Annotated in this window: 20 protein-coding genes; all 20 read left to right on the top strand. The window is 47.1% G+C overall.

Features of this window, described 5'->3' with window-relative positions:
* Window positions 1-102 precede the first annotated feature (102 nt).
* The 20 genes from A1359_RS18815 to ftsZ all read left to right on the top strand — a co-directional run bounded on the left by A1359_RS18815 (window position 103) and on the right by ftsZ (window position 20,162).
* Window positions 103-414: an ArsR/SmtB family transcription factor gene (locus A1359_RS18815; RefSeq protein ID WP_066987044.1), complete on the top strand. Its 312-nt coding sequence runs from the start codon at window positions 103-105 to the stop codon at window positions 412-414.
* Between the two features lie 31 nt (window positions 415-445).
* A complete protein-coding gene (locus A1359_RS18810) occupies window positions 446-877 on the top strand; it encodes a rhodanese-like domain-containing protein (RefSeq protein ID WP_066986990.1) in 432 nt (143 codons plus the stop codon).
* Window positions 878-909: 32 nt separating this feature from the next.
* Window positions 910-1,380, top strand: a complete 471-nt coding sequence (secB, locus tag A1359_RS18805) for a protein-export chaperone SecB (RefSeq protein WP_066986987.1) — start codon at window positions 910-912, stop codon at window positions 1,378-1,380.
* Between the two features lie 5 nt (window positions 1,381-1,385).
* On the top strand, window positions 1,386-2,384 hold the full coding sequence (locus A1359_RS18800) for an NAD(P)H-dependent glycerol-3-phosphate dehydrogenase (RefSeq protein WP_066986984.1): 999 nt from the start codon (window positions 1,386-1,388) through the stop codon (window positions 2,382-2,384).
* Window positions 2,385-2,747: 363 nt separating this feature from the next.
* Window positions 2,748-3,215, top strand: coding sequence for a division/cell wall cluster transcriptional repressor MraZ (gene mraZ, locus A1359_RS18795; RefSeq protein ID WP_066986981.1), 468 nt, complete (start codon window positions 2,748-2,750; stop codon window positions 3,213-3,215).
* 5 nt (window positions 3,216-3,220) lie between these two features.
* Entirely contained in the window at window positions 3,221-4,150 is a 930-nt protein-coding gene (gene rsmH, locus A1359_RS18790; RefSeq protein WP_066986978.1) for a 16S rRNA (cytosine(1402)-N(4))-methyltransferase RsmH, read from the top strand.
* The gene (ftsL, locus tag A1359_RS18785) at window positions 4,150-4,422 is read left to right on the top strand and encodes a cell division protein FtsL (RefSeq protein WP_066986976.1); all 273 of its coding nucleotides are present in this window, start codon (window positions 4,150-4,152) and stop codon (window positions 4,420-4,422) included. Before rsmH ends, ftsL begins: the two co-directional genes overlap by 1 nt.
* Window positions 4,422-6,146 (top strand): peptidoglycan D,D-transpeptidase FtsI family protein, encoded by a 1,725-nt coding sequence (locus A1359_RS18780; RefSeq protein ID WP_066986973.1) that lies wholly within the window; start codon window positions 4,422-4,424, stop codon window positions 6,144-6,146. Before ftsL ends, A1359_RS18780 begins: the two co-directional genes overlap by 1 nt.
* On the top strand, window positions 6,143-7,606 hold the full coding sequence (locus A1359_RS18775) for a UDP-N-acetylmuramoyl-L-alanyl-D-glutamate--2,6-diaminopimelate ligase (RefSeq protein WP_066986970.1): 1,464 nt from the start codon (window positions 6,143-6,145) through the stop codon (window positions 7,604-7,606). Before A1359_RS18780 ends, A1359_RS18775 begins: the two co-directional genes overlap by 4 nt.
* Window positions 7,603-8,967, top strand: a complete 1,365-nt coding sequence (locus tag A1359_RS18770) for a UDP-N-acetylmuramoyl-tripeptide--D-alanyl-D-alanine ligase (protein ID WP_066987041.1) — start codon at window positions 7,603-7,605, stop codon at window positions 8,965-8,967. Before A1359_RS18775 ends, A1359_RS18770 begins: the two co-directional genes overlap by 4 nt.
* Window positions 8,967-10,049, top strand: a complete 1,083-nt coding sequence (mraY, locus tag A1359_RS18765; RefSeq protein WP_066986969.1) for a phospho-N-acetylmuramoyl-pentapeptide-transferase — start codon at window positions 8,967-8,969, stop codon at window positions 10,047-10,049. Before A1359_RS18770 ends, mraY begins: the two co-directional genes overlap by 1 nt.
* A 2-nt stretch (window positions 10,050-10,051) precedes the next feature.
* Window positions 10,052-11,416, top strand: a complete 1,365-nt coding sequence (gene murD, locus A1359_RS18760) for a UDP-N-acetylmuramoyl-L-alanine--D-glutamate ligase (protein ID WP_066986966.1) — start codon at window positions 10,052-10,054, stop codon at window positions 11,414-11,416.
* Window positions 11,416-12,582, top strand: coding sequence for a putative lipid II flippase FtsW (gene ftsW / locus A1359_RS18755; RefSeq protein ID WP_066986959.1), 1,167 nt, complete (start codon window positions 11,416-11,418; stop codon window positions 12,580-12,582). The genes murD and ftsW overlap by 1 nt, the downstream gene beginning before the upstream one ends.
* Window positions 12,579-13,673 carry an undecaprenyldiphospho-muramoylpentapeptide beta-N-acetylglucosaminyltransferase gene (gene murG, locus A1359_RS18750; protein ID WP_066986956.1) on the top strand — a complete coding sequence of 365 codons (1,095 nt, stop codon included), beginning with the start codon at window positions 12,579-12,581 and terminating at the stop codon, window positions 13,671-13,673. Before ftsW ends, murG begins: the two co-directional genes overlap by 4 nt.
* Window positions 13,670-15,103, top strand: coding sequence for a UDP-N-acetylmuramate--L-alanine ligase (gene murC, locus A1359_RS18745; protein ID WP_083960725.1), 1,434 nt, complete (start codon window positions 13,670-13,672; stop codon window positions 15,101-15,103). The genes murG and murC overlap by 4 nt, the downstream gene beginning before the upstream one ends.
* Window positions 15,097-15,987 carry a UDP-N-acetylmuramate dehydrogenase gene (murB, locus tag A1359_RS18740; protein WP_066986954.1) on the top strand — a complete coding sequence of 297 codons (891 nt, stop codon included), beginning with the start codon at window positions 15,097-15,099 and terminating at the stop codon, window positions 15,985-15,987. Before murC ends, murB begins: the two co-directional genes overlap by 7 nt.
* Window positions 15,984-16,919, top strand: a complete 936-nt coding sequence (locus tag A1359_RS18735; protein ID WP_066986951.1) for a D-alanine--D-alanine ligase — start codon at window positions 15,984-15,986, stop codon at window positions 16,917-16,919. Before murB ends, A1359_RS18735 begins: the two co-directional genes overlap by 4 nt.
* Before the next feature lie 3 nt (window positions 16,920-16,922).
* Window positions 16,923-17,708 carry a cell division protein FtsQ/DivIB gene (locus tag A1359_RS18730; protein WP_232322373.1) on the top strand — a complete coding sequence of 262 codons (786 nt, stop codon included), beginning with the start codon at window positions 16,923-16,925 and terminating at the stop codon, window positions 17,706-17,708.
* 43 nt (window positions 17,709-17,751) lie between these two features.
* Window positions 17,752-18,978, top strand: a complete 1,227-nt coding sequence (ftsA, locus tag A1359_RS18725) for a cell division protein FtsA (protein WP_066986950.1) — start codon at window positions 17,752-17,754, stop codon at window positions 18,976-18,978.
* A 26-nt stretch (window positions 18,979-19,004) separates the two neighbouring features.
* Window positions 19,005-20,162, top strand: coding sequence for a cell division protein FtsZ (gene ftsZ, locus A1359_RS18720; RefSeq protein ID WP_066986948.1), 1,158 nt, complete (start codon window positions 19,005-19,007; stop codon window positions 20,160-20,162).
* The last annotated feature ends 46 nt before the right edge of the window (window positions 20,163-20,208 follow it).

Raw genomic sequence — 20,208 nt, 5'->3', positions numbered from 1 at the left:
AAATTCACTTGGATTGTTTGTCATTATACAGTAGGCGTTTGCTAGCGTAGCGTGAAAATGGCACTGAATTGAAGGCACATTTAAAATCTAATGATGAATAATATGGAAGATAACGAAGATCACATTCTTTACCATGATAACGACATTAATCGGGCTGCACGCTGCCTGAAAGCCATGTCCCATCCATTACGACTGAAGATTCTTTGCGTTCTTGGAGATCAATCTATCAGCGTCCAAGATATCGTTGAGCAAGTGGGTACTAGTCAAAGCAATATTTCACAGCATTTGGCGATACTGCGCGACAAAGGTATTCTGGATTTTAAAAAAGATGCCAACCGTGTTTTTTACTTTATCGACGACAAGCGTGTGATTCATTTAATTAAAATGATGCGCACTATTTTTTGCGAATCCTAATTTTTCCAAAATCAACCCATTAAAAGCTGCAATGGACCAATATATAGAATTTATCACCAATCACTATTTACTTGCATTTGCGCTAGTTTGCGTAATTTTTTTGCTAATTCAGGATTTGATATCTAACTCTTTCAACAGTTTCGAAGCAATTTCTCCCCTGATAGCTGTCACTAAAATGAATGACGACAAGACAGTGATAATTGATGTGCGAGAAGCAAATGAATTCGTTAAAAGCCACATAGAAAATGCAATTAACATTCCGCTTGACGGAATAGAAGGCAAGCTTCCCACGTTGGAAAAATACAAAACAAGCCCTTTAGTCGTGGTCTGTCAGACCGGCGCACGATCGGTTCCTGCCTGCAAAACCTTGGCCAAAGCTGGTTTTGATCAGTTATTTACCATGACTGGCGGCATGCAATCTTGGGAAGAAAATAAGCTCCCGATCAAAAAAAGCAGTAAATAACAATTAATTTAAACAACCCCTGGTACTGAGTCATGGCAGAAACAAATGCAGCTAGCGAAAAGCAATTCGCTATCCAGAAAATCTACACTAAAGATATTTCTTTCGAAACCCCCAATTCTCCGCAAATTTTCACCCAAAAATGGGAGCCGGCACTTGACTTGAATCTTGGTACTCATGTCGAAACTTTAGAAAACTCGATGTTTGAGATTTCCTTGACTATTACTGTCACGGTCAAAATTGGCGAAGCCACAGCTTATCTGGTTGAAATTAATCAGGCCGGCATTTTTACCATCTCTGGTTTTGCAGAGCAGGAAATGGGGCCCATGTTAGGCAGCTTTTGTCCAAACATTCTATTTCCTTATGCCCGTGAAGCAGTCTCGGACCTAGTTAACAAAGGTGGGTTTCCGCAGCTGATTCTGGCACCCGTCAATTTTGATGCCCTATACATGCAGCATTTGCAGCAAAATCAGCAAAGCCCCGCAGAATCAAAAACGCTTAATTAATTGATATGCCCCCATCACTCAGCGTTCTGGGTGCCGGCTCTTGGGGCACCGCTTTAGCGATACAAGCCGCGAGAAATGGTTGTAATACCTTGCTATGGGGGCATAATCCACAGCATATTCAAGTGCTGCAGCAGATGGCAGAGAATCAGCGCTACCTGTCTGGCGCTGCCTTTCCATCCAATTTAAGAGTCACTAGCGACTTGCAAGAATGCGTCAGTTTCAGCTCGTTTGTGCTGCTATCTGTACCCAGTCATGCGTTCCGGGTAACCCTGCAAAACATCAAGCCTATTTTACAGCATCCTAAGCAAATAGCTTGGGCCAGCAAAGGTTTTGATCGTGTTCAGGGGGCGCTGCTGAGTGAGGTGGTGGTTGAAATACTTGGACAAGATACTTTAACTGCAGCCCTTTCCGGCCCGACATTTGCCCGTGAAGTTGCGGATGGTTTGCCGACAGCTATTACAGTGGCATCCAAATCTGACGTATTTGCGACGCAAGTTGCTGCTTTATTTCATAATCATCGTTTCAGAGTCTACACCAGTAGAGACATTATTGGCGTACAAGTAGGCGGAGCTTGTAAAAACGTGCTTGCCATTGCGGCCGGCATAGCTGATGGGCTAGGCTTTGGCGCCAATACCCGCGCGGCATTAATTACCCGTGGCTTAACTGAGATTATGCGTTTAGGTATCGTATTAGGTGGGCAGCCTGATACTTTCATGGGGTTGGCTGGGTTGGGTGACTTAATTTTAACCTGCACTGACAATCAATCCCGAAACCGTCGCCTTGGCCTGGCCTTGGGTCAAGGTAAAACCCTGGAGCAGGCGGCTCAAGAAATTGATCAGTCAGTAGAGGGTGTCTACGCCGCTCGCGAAGCTTATCTTTTGGCAAAAAAACACCAGGTTGAGATGCCGATTACTGAACAAATTTACCAGGTCTTATTCAATAATCTCCCACCGAAACAAGCCGTACAAAATCTGTTGGCTCGCGATCAAAAGCCGGAAAATTAAGCGGTTTACTGCTTTAGCTCATCTGTTGCGCTGAAAAAAAATCCCACTATTGATCTATCACAGGTTGGTATTCAAAAACTGTTATGCAGCCTTCATTTTGGCAAAATAACCATCAAAAAAAGTTCTATTAACTTAGATACACATCACTTCAAAAAAAACGATTAAGCAGCTGAAACAAATCAACTTTATCTTTTTAAATATTCGACAGTTTTCTGTATCTGCAAATAATTCGTAAGTCGTTGTAGAAAAAGAAAGATTTTAATCTGAAAGCCTCTTGACTAAGCCTGTATTGAAAACTATAGTGGTTTAAAAATGATGTAAAGTGGTTAAAAAGGGTTTTTTTAGATTTAATTGAGGCAGGTTTTGTTCCGAGGCATAAGTTCGATCAATTTGGATGCGAAAGGGCGCATTGCAATTCCTACCCGATATCGGGAGGAGTTACAGGAATGCTGCGACCGCCAGATGGTTGTAACCGTTGCCGTCGATGACAAGTGTATCGGGGAGCCTGGCTGTTTATGGCTCTATCCACTGCCGGAATGGGAAAAGCTTGAGCAAACCATCAGCAAGTTACCAACCCTCAATAAAATGGCAGGTAAGCTGCGCCGTTTTGTTATTGGGCATGCCACAGAATGCGAAATGGATGCGCAGGGACGATTATTGCTACCGGAAAAATTGCGTGAATTTGCTGGGATGGAAAAGCATATTTTTCTAGTTGGACAGCTAAATAAATTTGAAATTTGGAGTGATAGTAGTTGGGAGGCAAAAGAACAAGAGTGGTTGGACGGTAGTGATACCGAGGGTCTGGAAGAGCTCGGCAATATATCATTTTGATCAGCATGCCGCCGCATCAGCCTGTTTTATTTGAGGAGGCTTTGGCCAGCCTAAACGTTAAAGCTAATGGCGTTTACATAGACTGCACCTTCGGTCGCGGTGGTCATAGCGCTGGTGTTTTGCAGCAGCTGGGCGAGTCTGGGCGTTTACTGGCATTTGATCGAGATATTGAGGCTATCAACAGTCATCAAGCTCAACAATTATTGCTGGATGAGCGCTTTAGCCTACACCACGCAAGTTTTGCAGAGCTGGCAAAAGCCGTAGAACAATTAGGTTATTTCGGCCAGATAGATGGCGTTTTGATGGATTTAGGCGTTTCGTCGCCCCAACTGGATAGTGCCGAACGTGGCTTTAGTTTTTTACGCGATGGCCCCTTAGATATGCGCATGGATACCAGTCAAGGGATAACCGCCGCTCAGTATTTAGCTCAGGTCGCAGAACAGGATCTGATTAAAGTGTTGTTTGAATACGGCGAAGAGCGCTTTGCCAGACGTATTGCGAGGGCAATCGTCGAGCAACGACAAAAACAGCCATTGCAAACCACTTTGCAGTTGGCAAAGTTAATTGAAGATTGTGTGCCTTTTAAAGATAAATACAAGCATCCGGCTACGCGGAGTTTCCAAGCCATCCGGATTGAAATTAATCAGGAGTTGGAGCAGGTTAAAGCTGTTTTAAAACAATCGGTTGAGGTTTTGGTTCCGGGTGGGCGCTTAGTCGTCATTGCATTTCATTCATTGGAAGATCGAATTGTAAAACGCTTTATCAGGAGCGAGTCCGGTCACAAGCATGATCCCGGTAAATTGCCGATAAAAGAACAGGATATTGCAAAAGGCTTATTAAAAAAAGTGGGTAAATCGATACGCGCTCAACAACAAGAAATAAAGCAAAACCCAAGAGCCCGAAGCGCGATTATGCGGGTGGCTGAGAAAATTTAATGGCCGCCATAAAAACCATTTTTCTGAGTATTTTAATTGCCATGTTGATGCTGTCGGCTGTGGCCGTTATTTACAGTAAATATCAGTCAAGACTGTTGTTTATTGAAGTTCAGAACAAGGAAAAGCAACTGGATGAATATCTGGTGGAATGGGGGCGATTGCAGCTGGAGCTGACCACGCTTACCGAAGAGACGCGGGTCGAGGTTGAGGCAAGAAACCGGCTGATGCTGACTTTGCCGGTCCAAAATGAAATTGTGTATATCAAACCCTAATGCGTATTTCGACTGGAGTCAGGACAACCATACAGCCATCGCTAGACTTTCCCGTCAGGCGATATTTGCTGTTGGGAATCATGTCAACTGCGATGTTGGTGTTGTCGGGACGCGCCGTGTATTTACAGGTGCTTGATAGAGTATTTTTAAAAGACAAAGGGAATTTGCAACATGTCAGCGTTGTTGATGTTTCAGCTTATCGTGGACAAATTAAAGATCGTAACGGTGAGCCGTTGGCGATCAGTACTCCAGTGCAATCAATCTGGATGAACATGCGTCAAATAAAAGACGGTGACAGAGAAAAACTTGGGGAAATGGCCAAAATACTTGGCATGCCCAGCAAAGATTTTGATGCATTCTTAAAGAAAGAAGCCGGCAAGCGATTTGTTTACGTGAAACGTCAAATCAACCCGGATTTAGCCGAAAAGATTAAAGCGTTGGAAATTACCGGGGTTTATTTTGAGCGTGCGTTCAAGCGCTATTACCCAGCCGGCGCAACAGCGGGGCATTTACTAGGCTTCACAAATATCGACGATATCGGTCAAGAAGGCATGGAGCGCGGTTATGAACACATTTTGCGCGGTAACCCTGGTAAAAAACGCGTCATAAAAGATGGCAAAGGCCACATCATCAAAGACGTGGAAAACATCAAGGAAGCGGTGCCCGGACAGGATTTAGTTTTAACCATAGATGAGCGGATTCAATATCTGGCCTATCGGGAATTGCAAACAGCTGTACTTAATCATAAGGCGCATTCGGCTTCACTGGTGGTTTTAGATGCAAAAAATGGTGATGTACTGGCTTCAGTCAGCCAGCCGGCCTTTAATCCGAACAACAGAAAAGAATTGCGCAGTAATCGCTATCGTAATCGAGCCATGGTGGATAGTTTCGAACCGGGGTCGACGGTCAAACCATTTGTGGTAGCCGCTGCACTCGATGGCGGATATGTGGCGCCAAATGCAATGATTGAAACTCATGGTGTGTATCACGTCGGCAGAAACGTTGTGAAAGACGTACATAATTACGGCACGCTGGACTTGACGCTGGTGTTGCAAAAATCCAGCAACATCGCAGTCACCAAGCTTGCGATGAGCATGCCGCCGGAATATTTTTGGGGCATCTATAACAGTCTTGGATTCGGGAACTCGGCGGGTGTTGGTTTTCCTGGCGAAGCCAGTGGCTCGTTACTGGATTACCAGGGCTGGCATGAATTTGATCAGGCCATTTTGTCATTCGGTTACGGTGTATCGACCTCGGTTTTGCAACTAGCCAGGGCTTATACGGCCATTGCGGATGACGGTATCGTACATTCTGTTTCATTATTAAAGCGCGATGAAGATCCGGATGCAAAACAGATCTTCAAACCGGAAACAGCGCGAAGTATTAGAGCCATGTTGGAGCGTGTTATTAGCAAACAAGGTACAGCTTATCAAGCCAGAGTAGAGGGTTATCGAGTTGCTGGTAAAACCGGCACAGTAAAAAAAGCCTCTGCAACTGGTGGTTATACCCACGATAAATATTTATCGGTATTCGTTGGTATGGCGCCAGCTAGCAATCCGCGTTTTGTGATTGCTGTCGTCGTCGATGAGCCTACCACCGGACAATATTACGGTGGTTTGGTGGCTGCGCCTGCATTTTCCCGAGTGATGGCAGGTGCATTACGTATTTACGGTGTAGAACCGGATGGCATGGACACTATGCCCTTATTGCTGACCAAAGAATGAAGCTAAGCGCATTATTAAATAGCATAGTTGAAGTCGATACTGATATCGAATGCAGTGGGCTATGTCTGGACAGCAGATTCGCAAAACAGGGTGATTTGTTTATTGCCTTGAATGGTGCGTTGCAGCATGGACTTAACTATGTCGATCAGGCCATCAAAAATGGTGCGATTGCAGTAATTTACGATCCTGCAGGATTTAAACAGCCGCAACATAAAACCGCAGGTTTTATAGCGATGCCGATAAGAGATTTATCTCAACAACTGGGTGAAATTGCAGCACGCTTTTATCAATATCCCTCGCGACAGCTTGATGTGATAGGCGTAACGGGTACCAATGGCAAGACCACATGTAGCCAGTTGATCGCGCAAGCCTTAACCGGCTGTGGCGTTATCGGCACATTAGGCTGGGGCGAGCTTGGGCAATTACAGGACACTGCAAACACCACCCCGGATGCTGTGGCTGTACAGAAAATGCTACTTAAGTTTGTAGAACAAAAAAAATCTGCTGTGGCTATGGAGGTGTCATCCCATGGATTACAACAGGGCAGGGTTAATGCTGTTGATTTTAAAGGCGCTGTATTCACCAATTTAAGCCGAGACCATCTGGATTATCACGGCAGCATGGCGTCTTATTTACAAGCCAAGCTGGGTTTGTTCACTAATTCGGCTTTAAAGTTTGTGGTTGTAAATCTGGATGATCCTAACAGTCCGCAAGTATTGCAAGCGGTTAAGAAAGACGTAAAGCGTTGGACATTCAGTACTTCGAATCAAACGGTGGCGGGCGCGGAATGCCTGACAGCCAGCAATGTTCAGCATCGCCAGGATGGTATTTTTTTTGATGTGAACTGGGCTGGCCAGACCGCACAGGCAAGCACACCGATAGTCGGTACGTTTAATCTGCAAAATGTCATGACAGTGTTGTGTGTATTACTAGCCCAAGATTGGCCGTTTGCTAAAGCCGTGGCGCAATTGGCCAACTTAAAACCCGTAGTCGGGCGTATGGAAAAATTTGGCGGGCAAGATAAGCCTGCAGTGATTGTGGATTATGCACATACTCCGGATGCATTAGAGAAAGTACTGCTTAGTTGTAAAGGCAATGGGCAGTTATGGGCTGTATTCGGTTGCGGCGGCGACCGGGACACTGGAAAGCGTCCGCAAATGGGTCGAATTGCCGAAAGTTGTGCCGATCATGTGATAGTCACTGATGACAATCCACGTACAGAAGCAGCGGAGACAATTATTCAGGATATTTTGCAGGGCTGCGTAACCCAAAAAGTCAGCATTATTAACGACAGAGCACTAGCCATTAATACAGTGATACACCAAGCAGCTCAAAATGATTGCATCGTTATCGCCGGTAAAGGCCATGAGAATTATCAGGAGATCAAAGGTGTCAAAATTCCATTTAGTGATCAAGCTGTGGTGCAACAGGCATTAGCCACATGGAAGCCCAAAGCATGAAATTGCAGTTAAGCGACATTGCAAACGCCGTCCAGGGCCGTCTGCTGGGTAACGACCTGACGATTAGTGGCGTGGGTATAGACACTCGCACGCTGAGTTGCGGTGATTTGTATGTCGCCATCAAAGGTCAGCATTTTGATGGTCACGATTTTATCGCCAATGCTATGCAAGCCGGTGCCGCAGCCTTACTTGTCAGCCAGTCTATATCGAGTCCATTACCGCAAATTCTGGTTAACGACACTCGTTTAGCATTAGCGGAGTTAGCCGGCTATTGGCGTAAACAGTTGCCTGTCAAAATTGCGGGTGTCACCGGCAGTAACGGTAAAACCAGCGTCAAAGAAATGATAGCGGCGATTTTTGCTACGCAAGGCAACACCTTGTTTACCCAGGGTAACTTGAATAATGATATTGGCGTACCGTTGACTTTATTGCGCTTAAACGAAGAGCATCAGTTTGCCGTGATAGAAATGGGCGCAAATCATGCTGGAGAGATTGCCTACACCAGTCATTATGCGCAAGCTGCTGTCAGCATCGTTAATAACATAGGGCCAGCGCATATTGAAGGCTTCGGCAACATCCTCGGGGTTGCCAACGCTAAAGCCGAGATCATCGAAAGCCTGAGCTCAAATGGCATAGCCGTCATCAATCGTGATGACGCTTTTTACGAATTATTAGTGAAAAAAGCCGGACAACGTAAGTCCGTATCTTTTGGTTTTTCTGCTGCGGCTGATATTCGTGCCGAAAACATTCAATCGCGTCTGGATCAACAAGGCTTTGTCACCCGGTTTGATTTAAAAACGCCAAATGGCGGCGTCAGTATCGAATTAAAACTGGCCGGGAATCACAACGTAAAAAATGCTTTGGCAGCAGCAGCCGTCGCGCTTCAGTTTGGCATTGATTTAGCGGCTATCAAGCGCGGGTTAGAGAGCATGCCGCCTGTCACTGGTCGTATGCAAGCTTTAGTCGGCCGCAAAGGCAATATCATCATAGATGACAGTTACAACGCCAACCCGGCATCATTGCAAGCGGCTCTGGATGCCGTCAGTCAATGCCAACAACCCATTTGGTTGGCGCTGGGCGCTTTTGGTGAACTGGGTAGCGACAGCGCCACAATTCATGCCGAGATGGGGGCAATGATCAAGAGCATGCCGGTTAGCAGGCTATTCGCAACCGGTGAATTGGCCAGGCATACCGTCAATGCCTATGGCGACAATGGTCAATTCTTTGATAAACAAGATCAGTTAATCAATACCTTGGACCAGGCTATAACGGGTCAGGAAATTATTTTAGTTAAAGGCTCGCGTGCACAAAAAATGGAAAATGTGGTTGCTGCGCTGGTAGACAATTTTAGGGCGGCATAATGATACTTTTATTTGCAGACTATCTAATCAGTTTAGACAGCGGTTTCAGAGTTTTAAACTATCTGACCTTTCGTGCCATTTTGGGTGTGCTGACAGCGCTGATTATTTCCTTCTTAATCGGTCCGGTTATGATCGAAAAGCTGACGCGACAAAAAATTGGTCAAAGTGTGCGTGACGATGGTCCACAAAGTCATTTATCCAAGTCCGGCACGCCCACTATGGGTGGTGCCATGATTCTGTTTGCAGTAGCCACCAGTACTTTATTGTGTGCGGATCTAAGTAATCGCTATATTTGGGTGGTTTTGCTGGTTACCCTGGCCCATGGTGTGATCGGTTTTATCGATGATTACCGAAAAGTATTGCTAGGGAACAGCGATGGCTTATCGGCTAAAGCCAAATATTTTTGGCAATCGGTAGTCGCACTAAGCGCCGGTATTTACCTGTATCAGACCGCGCAAGTACCGGCAGAAACGCAGCTTATCGTGCCATTTTTCAAAAGTGTAACCTTGAATTTGGGCTGGGGTTACGTGGTGTTGACCTATTTTGTCATCGTTGGCTCCAGCAACGCCGTCAATCTGACAGACGGCCTGGATGGCTTGGCCATTATGCCAACCGTCATGATAGCAGCCGCTTTAGCTATCTTTGCCTATCTATCCGGACACGTTAACTTTTCCCAATATTTACATATTCCACATCTACCTAAATCCGGTGAATTGGTAGTGTTTTGCGCGGCTCTGGTTGGTTCCGGTTTGGGATTTTTATGGTTTAACGCTTATCCCGCTATGGTATTTATGGGCGATGTCGGTGCACTGGCCTTGGGTGCGGCATTGGGCATTGTTGCGGTACTGGTCAGGCAAGAAATAGTGCTGGTGATCATGGGCGGTATTTTTGTGGTGGAAACCATCTCAGTCATCATTCAAGTGGGTTCCTACAAAACGCGCAAAAAACGTGTGTTTCTGATGGCGCCGATTCATCATCATTACGAGTTAAAAGGTTGGCCTGAGCCACGTATCATCGTGCGATTCTGGATAATTTCCGTCATTCTAGTGTTGATTGGTTTGGCGACCTTGAAGCTGAGATAATCATGAATAACGATACCTTTCTCAACGCTCTGGAAACCCGATTCAAGCTGAATCCGGCCGATGCAAGGCTGTTGATTGTGGGATTGGGCGCGACCGGCTATTCTGCCGCGCAATTTTTGCAAGCCACGCCAATCAAGTTTGCCGTCATCGATAGCCGCAGCAATCCGCCACAAATTGATAGCCTGCGAGAACAAATGCCGGATGTGCCGGTATTTTGCGGCGGCTTCGATCAGTCAGCGTTTGATGTCGCCACCCATTTACTGATCAGCCCAGGTGTTTCACTCAACGAAAAAGCCATCCGTAGAGCAGTGCAAACCGGCGTCATTGTCATGAGTGACATTGATTTGTTTGCCTGTGCTACCGATAAACCCATTATTGGCATCACTGGTTCAAACGGTAAAAGCACTGTCACAACCATGTTGGGCGACATGGGGAGTGCAGCAGGCTTTAAAACCGCCATCGGTGGCAATCTGGGCACGCCTGCATTGGATTTATTAAAACAGGATGCTGATTTATATGTACTGGAACTGTCCAGCTTTCAACTAGAGCGCACCACTGCGCTTAATGCCAGTGCGGCTACGGTATTAAATGTCAGCGCTGATCATCTGGATAGACATGACGGCATGGCCGGTTATGCCGAAGAAAAGCAACGCATATTTCGTGGCGATGGCGTCATGATACTTAATGCGGATGACGCTATGGTGATGGCCATGCAAGATAGCCGGCGAACCTGCTTCACCTTTTCCGTGCAACAAACAGCCGACTTTTATCTGCAACGGGGTGAGGTTGATCGCATCATGCAGGGCGATCAAGCTTTGATGAACACCACTGATCTGAACTTGGAAGGCAGTCATAACATCGCAAATGCTTTGGCTGCTCTGGCATTGGGTCACGCTATGGGTATGGATATTAATGCGATGTGCCGGGCATTAAGAAAATTTAAAGGCTTGCCACATCGCATGCAAAAAGTCGCAGATATCCAGGGTGTCCGCTGGGTTAACGATTCCAAAGCCACCAATATCGGCGCTTGCGTGGCCGCATTGAATGGTTATGACCGCAAAGTCATTTTGATAGCAGGTGGCGATGCCAAAGGCGCTGATATGACTGAATTGGCGCCTGTAGTACAGGTAAAAGCCAAAGCAGTCATTTTGATGGGCAAAGATGCGTCTGTAATCGATCAGGCCATCAATCATTCAGTACCCACACATTTTGCCGGCAGCATGAAGCAAGCGGTGAATATTGCAGCCGGTTTGGCGCAAGCTGGCGATAGCGTATTGTTATCACCGGCCTGCGCCAGTCTGGATCAATATAAAAGTTATGCCGATCGCGGCAATCAGTTTACAGAAGCCGTGCTGGAGTTGATCTGATGGCCGATGCATCTCCCAAATCTCGCCCTAATCAGAAGTTTCATATCGATGAAACTTTGCTTACAACCTGTTTGTGTCTGCTTGGCATAGGTTTTGTCATGGTGGCATCTTCCTCCATGCATTTGGGGGTAAAGATGGCGGATGATGTGTCTTACTACCCGTTTAAACAATTATTACACATCATTTTAGGCTTGGTTTTTTCAGCGGGCATTCTGATGATTCCAATGAAATATTGGCAGCGTATCGGCCAGCCCCTATTTATCGCAGGCCTGGTATTGTTATTAGTCGTCTTGGTCCCGGGTATCGGGGTCAAAGTTAACGGCAGTACCCGCTGGTTATCAATTTTGGGCTTGCGTATCCAGGTCTCGGAAGTGATGAAATTCATCTCTGTGGTTTATATGGCAGGTTACATCACTCGGCATAGGGAGCATGTGCGAAACTCCATATTTGGTTTGTTACGACCACTCATGTTGTTATCGCTGGCGAGTATTTTATTACTGTTAGAACCGGATTTTGGTTCATCCGTGGTGATATTAATCATTGCAATGGGCATGATGTTTCTGGGTGGTGCTCGTCTGTCGCCGTTTGTTGCGCTCGTGGGATTGGTTTCAGGTGCCGCAGTTGTATTAGCTTATACCTCGCCTTACCGCTTGAAACGTATCACCAGTTTTGTCGACCCCTGGGAGCATGCCAGAGATAGTGGTTATCAATTGACTCAGGCCTTAATCTCTTTCGGTCGCGGTGAAGTAACCGGGGTTGGTTTGGGCAATGGTCTACAAAAATTATTTTATCTGCCGGAAGCACACACTGATTTTCTATTTTCCGTACTGGGAGAAGAGCTTGGTTTGATCGGCGTTATAGTCGTTATTGCCTTGTTTACGACGCTGATTTTTCGTGGCTTCGCTATTGGCCAGCAAGCAGAGCAAGCCGGTGAACAATTTTCTGCCTTGGTGGCATATGGCTTAGCTATATGGTTTGGTTTCCAATCTTTTGTGAATATGGGTGTCAATATGGGCATCCTGCCGACTAAAGGCTTGACGCTGCCACTGATGAGTTATGGCGGCGGTAGCATGATCATTATGTGTGGTGCAATGGCTGTGCTGTTTCGCATTCATTACGAAGTGACAGAACTGCATAAGAGTAATGTGAAAGGAGCTCGGCGATGAGTGGCGCTATTGACAGCAATCGCACAGCCACCCCTGCTATCGTAATCATGGCCGGCGGCACCGGCGGACATGTATTCCCGGCATTGGCCGTAGCTGAGGAAATGCGCGCACGCGGTTGGCAAGTGAGCTGGCTGGGTACTCGCAAAGGTCTGGAAGGTCGTGTGGTTCCCGCACACAAGATTGACATTGACTGGTTATCCGTAGAAGGCATGCGGGGTAAAGGGCTGTTGTCTAAATTCACAGCTGTTTGGCGATTGGCACAAGCTTGCTTGCAAGCGCGGCGTATTTTGCGTCAACGCAAACCCGATGTAGTTTTGGGTATGGGCGGATTTGTCGCCGGTCCGGGTGGTTTGATGGCAAAAGTGCTGGGCATCCCACTGGTGATACACGAACAAAATAGAATCCCCGGCACCACCAATCGTTGGCTGGTAAAGCTGGCGGCGAGCAAAGTTTTAGAAGCTTTTCCCGGCAGTTTTTCTGCATCGATTAATGCTATCTGCACCGGAAATCCATTACGTAAGGCATTTAATGGATTGTCTGAAAAAGCCGAATGGACGCCTGCGTCTCAACGTGCTTTAAGAGTTTTGGTGTTGGGTGGCAGCCAAGGCGCAAAAGTCTTGAACGACAACGTTCCGGACGCATTGGCCGGCTTAAGCAATTTAGACATTAAACATCAGACTGGCAATGCCATGCAGGCTGAAGTGGTAGATCGCTACCAACGTCTGGGGGTTAATGCAGAGATTTTGGCGTTTATCGAAGATATGGCCGCTGCCTACCAATGGGCAGATTTAATTATCTGCCGTGCTGGTGCAATGACTGTGAGTGAAGTCGCAGCTTGCGGCTTACCGGCCATTTTTGTTCCTCTATTAAATGCAATAGACGACCATCAAACGGCTAATGCCCACTATTTATGCGAGAGCGGCGCGGCTTTGTTGCTAGCGCAGCCCGAATTAAACGCAAGTAACTTGCGCAAACTGATTGAACAAACTATGACCTCTTTACCTATGATGAGCCGGACAGCTAAAAGCCTAGCCAAGCTCAATGCCACGCAAGCTGTAGCCGATATTTGTGCAGCAGAGGCTAGGCTATGAATAACCCTAGTATTCATCCCGCACAAGTGCTCGGTAGCATCGATAGAATTCATTTTGTCGGTATCGGTGGTACAGGCATGAGCGGCATAGCCGAAGTTTTATCGAATTTGGGCTATAGCGTTTCCGGCTCAGACATCAAAGCCTCGGCGGTTACCGATCATCTACAACGCATGGGCGTAAAAGTCTTTTTTGGACATACTGCCGAAAACGTGGCCAATGTGGATGTAGTTGTCACATCAACCGCCGTTGATCGCAAAAATCCGGAAATTACTACCGCTTATGAAAACCGTATTCCGGTGATTCCTAGAGCGGAAATGTTGGCTGAACTGATGCGTTTTCGTTTTGGTATTGCGGTTGCCGGCACCCACGGTAAAACCACGACGACCAGTTTGACAACCATGATGCTGGCCGAGGGTGGATTAGATCCAACATTTGTGATTGGTGGTCGACTGAATAGCGCCGGCACCAATGCCAAACTGGGGCTAGGTAAGTATCTGATCGCCGAAGCTGACGAAAGCGATGCTTCGTTTTTATATTTGCAACCGATGATGGCGATTGTCACCAACATCGATCAGGACCATATGGAAACCTATGGCGGTAGCTACGATCGCCTGAAAGATACCTTTGTAAAATTTCTACATCAACTGCCTTTTTACGGATTGGCAGTATTGTGTATTGACGATGAGGGTGTTCGCGAAATTTTGCCATCAATTTCCAAGCCGGTGAAAACCTATGGTGTTGCTGAAGCAGCCGATGTGCGAGCTATCGAGATTCACCAAGATGGTTTGCAAACGCATTTCACTGTGGTGCGCTGGGATGATCTACCGGCGTTAAGAGTGACATTGAATTTGCCCGGCTGGCATAACATGCTCAATGCCTTGGCAGCCATCACAATAGCTACTGCATTGGGCGTGAATGATGCGGCCATTGTAAAAAGCTTGGCGGAATTCAACGGTGTCGGTAGACGTTTTCAAATTAACGGTGATCTGGCTGTCGATGGCGGCAAACTGACTTTAGTGGATGATTACGGCCATCACCCGCGTGAACTGGCAGCAACCTTGGAAGCCTTGCGTCAAGCCTGGCCCGATCGTCGCAAAGTGGTGGTGTTTCAACCACATCGGTACACACGGACCCGCGACTTGTTTGAAGATTTTGTTGAAGTGCTGTCCAGTGTTGATGTTTTAATTTTATTGGATGTTTATCCGGCCGGGGAAGCCCCAATCAACGGTGCCGACGGTAAAGCCTTAAGTCGCTCCATCCGTATTCGCGGCCAAGTCGATCCTGTCTTTGTACAAAATCGCGATGATTTAGCCACCATTTTGGCAGGCATCGTCCAAAAGGATGATGTGTTACTGACTATGGGGGCCGGTAATGTGGCTCAAATCGCCGCTGAGTTGCCACAAAAATTGCAGGAGGCGTTGGCATGCTGACAGCGCCAAAATTAAGAGGCACTTTGCTCAACAACGAACCGCTGGCCAAATACACTAGCTGGCGTGTTGGTGGTCCTGCGCAGCGTCTGTATATACCGGAAGACAAAGCTGATCTGATCGAGTTTATCGCCAGCCTGCCGGAAGGTGAGCCTCTGGTTTGGATAGGACTCGGGAGTAATTTACTGGTGCGTGATGGCGGTGTGCGCGGCACTGTTATCAATACCCGCAGTCGCCTGAAGGACATGAAATTGATTGATTCCGGGCGGGTCTATGTTGAAGCTGGCATACCCTGCGCACATGTAGCTCGATTTTGTAGCGATTTAGGTTTGACCGGTGCGGAATTTTTAGCGGGTATCCCAGGCACTATGGGTGGCGCGCTGAGGATGAATGCCGGTGCCTTCGGTGGCGAAACCTGGAGCATAGTCGATCGGGTAGAAATGATCAATCTGCATGGCGAGGTCATCGAGCGTGATCATCATGAATTTGAAGTCGCTTATCGATCCGTCAAAGGCTTGGAAAATGAATGGTTCTTGTCGGCACAATTGAAGCTGGCAACCGGCAATAGTCAAACCAGTCAGCAACAAATCAAAGCCTTATTGGAAAAACGTAATACCACCCAGCCGACTAATAAACCGACCTGCGGCTCCGTGTTTAAAAATCCGCCCGGTGATTTTGCTGCACGCTTGATCGAAAGCTGCGGCCTGAAAGGTTTTACAGTCGGTGGGGCAGTGGTATCTGAAAAGCACGCCAATTTCATTGAGAACAAAGGAAACGCCACTGCTGTGGATATTGAAACCTTGATCGAACATATTCAAAACCAGGTGCAAGTTCAGTTTGGTATCGCTTTACAGACCGAAGTCTGTCGGATAGGTGAAAAAGCATGAAAGCACTGAAAATAACCAATGCGGCAGATTTCGGTAAAGTTGCAGTACTGATGGGCGGTTCTGCTGCAGAGCGCGAGATTTCCTTGAATAGCGGAAATGCAGTGTATCAAGCGCTGAAAAATCAAGGCGTAGATGTGGTTGCTGTTGATGTGATCGCTAGTCCGATCGAGGCCTTGTCTGCTGTAAAAGTCGATCGGGTCTTCAACATTATTCATGGCCGTGGTGGCGAAGATGGTGTGCTGCAGGCTGTATTAGAGGTTTTGGGGCTACCTTATACCGGGTCCGGTGTCATGGCTTCGGCGTTAAGCATGGACAAACTGCGTACCAAGTTGTGTTGGCAGGGCATGGGTTTGTCTACACCTAAATGGTTTGTCATGCAAAGTGCACAAGACATAGACAGCTGTATAGCTGCTCTAGGTTTTCCGCTGATTGTGAAGCCGGCCCAGGAAGGCTCTAGCATAGGCATGAGTAAAGCCAATAACCAAGATGAGCTGACGAAGGCTTTTACATTAGCGCAACAATATCAATGCGATGTATATGCCGAGCAATGGGTTCAAGGTCAGGAATATACCGTTGGCGTATTGGATGGCGAAGCACTTCCCGTCATCCGTTTGCAAACCCCAAACGAATTTTATGATTTTGATGCCAAATACCGGGCTAACACCACGCAATACCATTGTCCATGTGGTCTGAGTATAGAAAGCGAACAACAATTGCAGGCATTGGCTGTTAAAGCCTGCCAAGGTTTGGCTATTGAAGGCTGGGCCCGAGTCGATGTTTTTATTGACGCTAACGGTAGTTCGCAACTCATCGAAGTCAACACTGTGCCGGGGATGACAGATCATAGTCTGGTGCCGATGGCGGCAAAAGTCGCAGGTGTGGATTTTAATGAGTTGGTATGGCGTATCCTGGAAACCAGTCTGGTAGATTAAAACATGGCTGGATTGAAATTTATCGGGTTTGTTTTGCTGGTTTTTGCCGGTAGCTGGTATGGCTGGCAACGTATGCACAATCAAGATGCCATCAGCAAGCCGATACGCTATGTAAAGATAGAAGGGGCGTTTCAGTACACCAGTAAGGACAGATTAAAAGCGGTGCTCACACCTGAGATGAAGCGGGGGTTTTACCATGCTGATATGGATAACATCCATCATTTGATCAGTCATTTGCCTTTGGTGGAAAAAGTGGATGTAAAGCGGGTATGGCCGGATGCGGTGCATATTAAGATCACTGAACAAACGCCGATTGTGCGTTGGGGGGATCACGCGTTGCTTAACAAACAGGGGGATGTGTTGACACCCGACAATATCAGCGAATTTAAAAATTTGCCGATAATTACCGGTCCCGAGGGGCAGGAAAAGAAATTATTGGAAATCATGAAGGGTATTTACATCGTATTAAAGGATAAATCGATGCAATTGGCTGAGTTCCATGTCAATGATAGGCGGGCCTGGCAAATTAAGCTCGCTAACGGTCTGGAGATGCAGTTAGGTAGAAAGGCACCGTTGGAGAATATGCAGCGCTTTTTGAAAACCATGGATTTGTTGGGTGAAGAGCAACTGGCCATGATAGCCAGCGTTGATACTCGATATCCCAATGGCTATGCCGTAACCTGGAAACCGGATACACCTAAAATCGATTGGAAAGCAGTTACAGAGAAACACACGGAAGTAGACGGTACAGTACCGTCAGGTACGGACGCCGGAAAAATTAAATCCTGATTTACTTATGCCCTTAGGGGTGAACGCTTATAGAGCAAAAAAAATGGCCAAAAAGACAGATCGAAATTTATTAGTGGGCTTGGACATCGGCACGTCGAAAGTGGCAGCTATAGTCGGTGAATTCCGTGGCGGTGACGAAATTGAAGTCATCGGTATCGGCACCGCACCCTCCAAGGGCCTGAAAAAAGGTATCGTGGTTAACCTGGAATCTACCGTACATTCCATTCAACGCGCGATCGAAGAAGCGGAATTGATGGCCGGATGCCAGATAAAATCTGTATTTGCCGGTATTGCCGGTAGTCACATCAAAAGCTTGAATTCGCACGGTATCGTAGCGATAAGGGAAAAAGAAGTGACGCAGCATGATATCGATCGAGTCATCGATTCTGCGCGTGCCGTGGCGATTCCGGCCGATCAGAAAATCTTGCACATTTTGCCGCAGGAGTTTGTGATCGACCAGCAGGAAGGTATCAAGGAACCTATCGGCATGTCCGGTATTCGGCTGGAGGCCAAAGTGCATATGGTCACCAGCAGCGTCAGCGCCGAACAAAACATCGTCAAATGTATCCGCCGCTGTGGTCTGGATGTGGATGATATCGTTCTGGAACAACTTGCCTCTTGTTCTGCGGTACTGACTGATGATGAAAAGGATTTGGGCGTATGTTTGATAGATATCGGCGGCGGCACCACTGATCTGGCGATATTTTCCGAAGGAGCTATCAAGCATACGGCGGTGATTCCTATCGCCGGCGATCAAGTCACCAACGACATCGCCGTCGCATTAAGAACGCCGACCAAGAATGCTGAGGAAATTAAGCGGCAGCATGCCTGTGCATTGACCGATATGGCCGATCCTCAGCATATGATCAATGTACCCAGTATTGGTGATCGCGAACCGCGCAAAATCTCTGCTCAGAATCTAGCTGAAATCGTTGAGCCGCGTTACGAGGAGTTAATGTTGTTGGTGCAGGCGGAACTAAGAAGGAGTGGTTACGAAGATTTGATCGCTGCCGGCATGGTTATCACTGGCGGTAGTTCACAAATAAGGGGGTTGACGGAACTGGCTGAGGAAATTTTCCACATGCCGGTCCGTATGGGTACACCGTTACATGTGTCAGGGTTGACTGATGTGGCGCATAACCCGATTTACTCGACTGCGGTAGGTTTGCTGATTTACGGCAAAGATCATCATGGTCGTGCATTAGGTTTAAACAATGACGGCGCCAGTCTGTGGTCAAATATCAAAAACTGGTTTCAAGGTAATTTTTAATATATGTGTGTCTGGAGGGTGTGAAAATGAAATATGAATTAATGGACAATAGTGGCAATGCCGTTATCAAAGTCATTGGTGTAGGCGGTGGCGGCGGTAACGCCGTTAATCATATGATAGAAACCGGTATTGATGGCGTGGAGTTTATTTGTGCCAATACCGATGCTCAGGCACTGAGACAAATGAATGTCGATAGTATCGTGCAATTGGGTGTGGAATTGACCAAAGGCCTGGGTGCTGGCACCCGTCCTGAAGTGGGTCGAGCAGCTGCGGAAGAAAACCGCGAGCGTATCCGTGAAGTCATCCAGGGTGCCGATATGGTGTTTTTGACCGCAGGTATGGGCGGCGGAACAGGTACCGGCGCAATAACCGTTTTTGCTGAAGAAGCTAAAGAAATGGGCGTGCTGACGGTGGCTGTGGTTTCCAAGCCTTTTGATTTTGAAGGTACCAAGAAAAAATCTGTGGCTGAAAGTGGCCTGCGCGATCTGGAAAAGTTGGTTGATTCTCTGATCATTATTCCTAACCAAAAACTGTTGCCTACCTTAGGTAACAACCGCTCGTTGGTGGAATCTTTCCGCGTTGCCAACGATGTGCTACTGGATGCTGTACAAGGCATTACAGAGTTAATTACCCATCCAGGCTTGATGAACGTGGATTTTGCCGACGTCAGAACCGTGATGTCCAATATGGGTAGCGCGATTATGGGTACCGGTGTGGCGAATGGTGAAAACCGCGCGCGATTAGCGGCAGAAAAAGCCATTGCCTGTCCCTTGTTGGAAGACATTAATCTACAAGGCGCACGGGGTATTCTGGTTAACGTTACCTCTAACGGCGATCTGGGGCTGAACGAGTTTGACGAAATCGGCAGCATCATGCATGCTTTCGCATCCGACGATGCCGACATCAAAATCGGTATGGCGGTCAATTCGTCCATGGGCGATGAAGTGAAAGTCACCGTGGTTGCTACCGGTATGGGTGAAAGAGCCAAAGTCAATGCACCCATCAAGCTGGTGCAAAAAGTGGCTGCAGGTGAAATCAATTACGACCAATTGCAAAAACCCACTGTTATGCGTCAAAAACCTGAAGCACCTACCCGGGAAACTCGTTTTGGCGCGCAACCTAAATCTGATGCCGATCTGGAGTACTTGGATGTACCTGCGTTTTTAAGACGTCAGGCCGACTAAAAGCATCATGCCTCCGCGGGGAGCTATTAGGTAAAATATGATAGAC

The organism is Methylomonas lenta, from assembly GCF_001644015.1.
GTDB classification, from domain to species: Bacteria; Pseudomonadota; Gammaproteobacteria; order Methylococcales; family Methylomonadaceae; genus Methylomonas; species Methylomonas lenta.
Note: the sequence above shows the minus strand (reverse complement) of the source record. Positions and strands in the feature narration are given on the sequence as shown.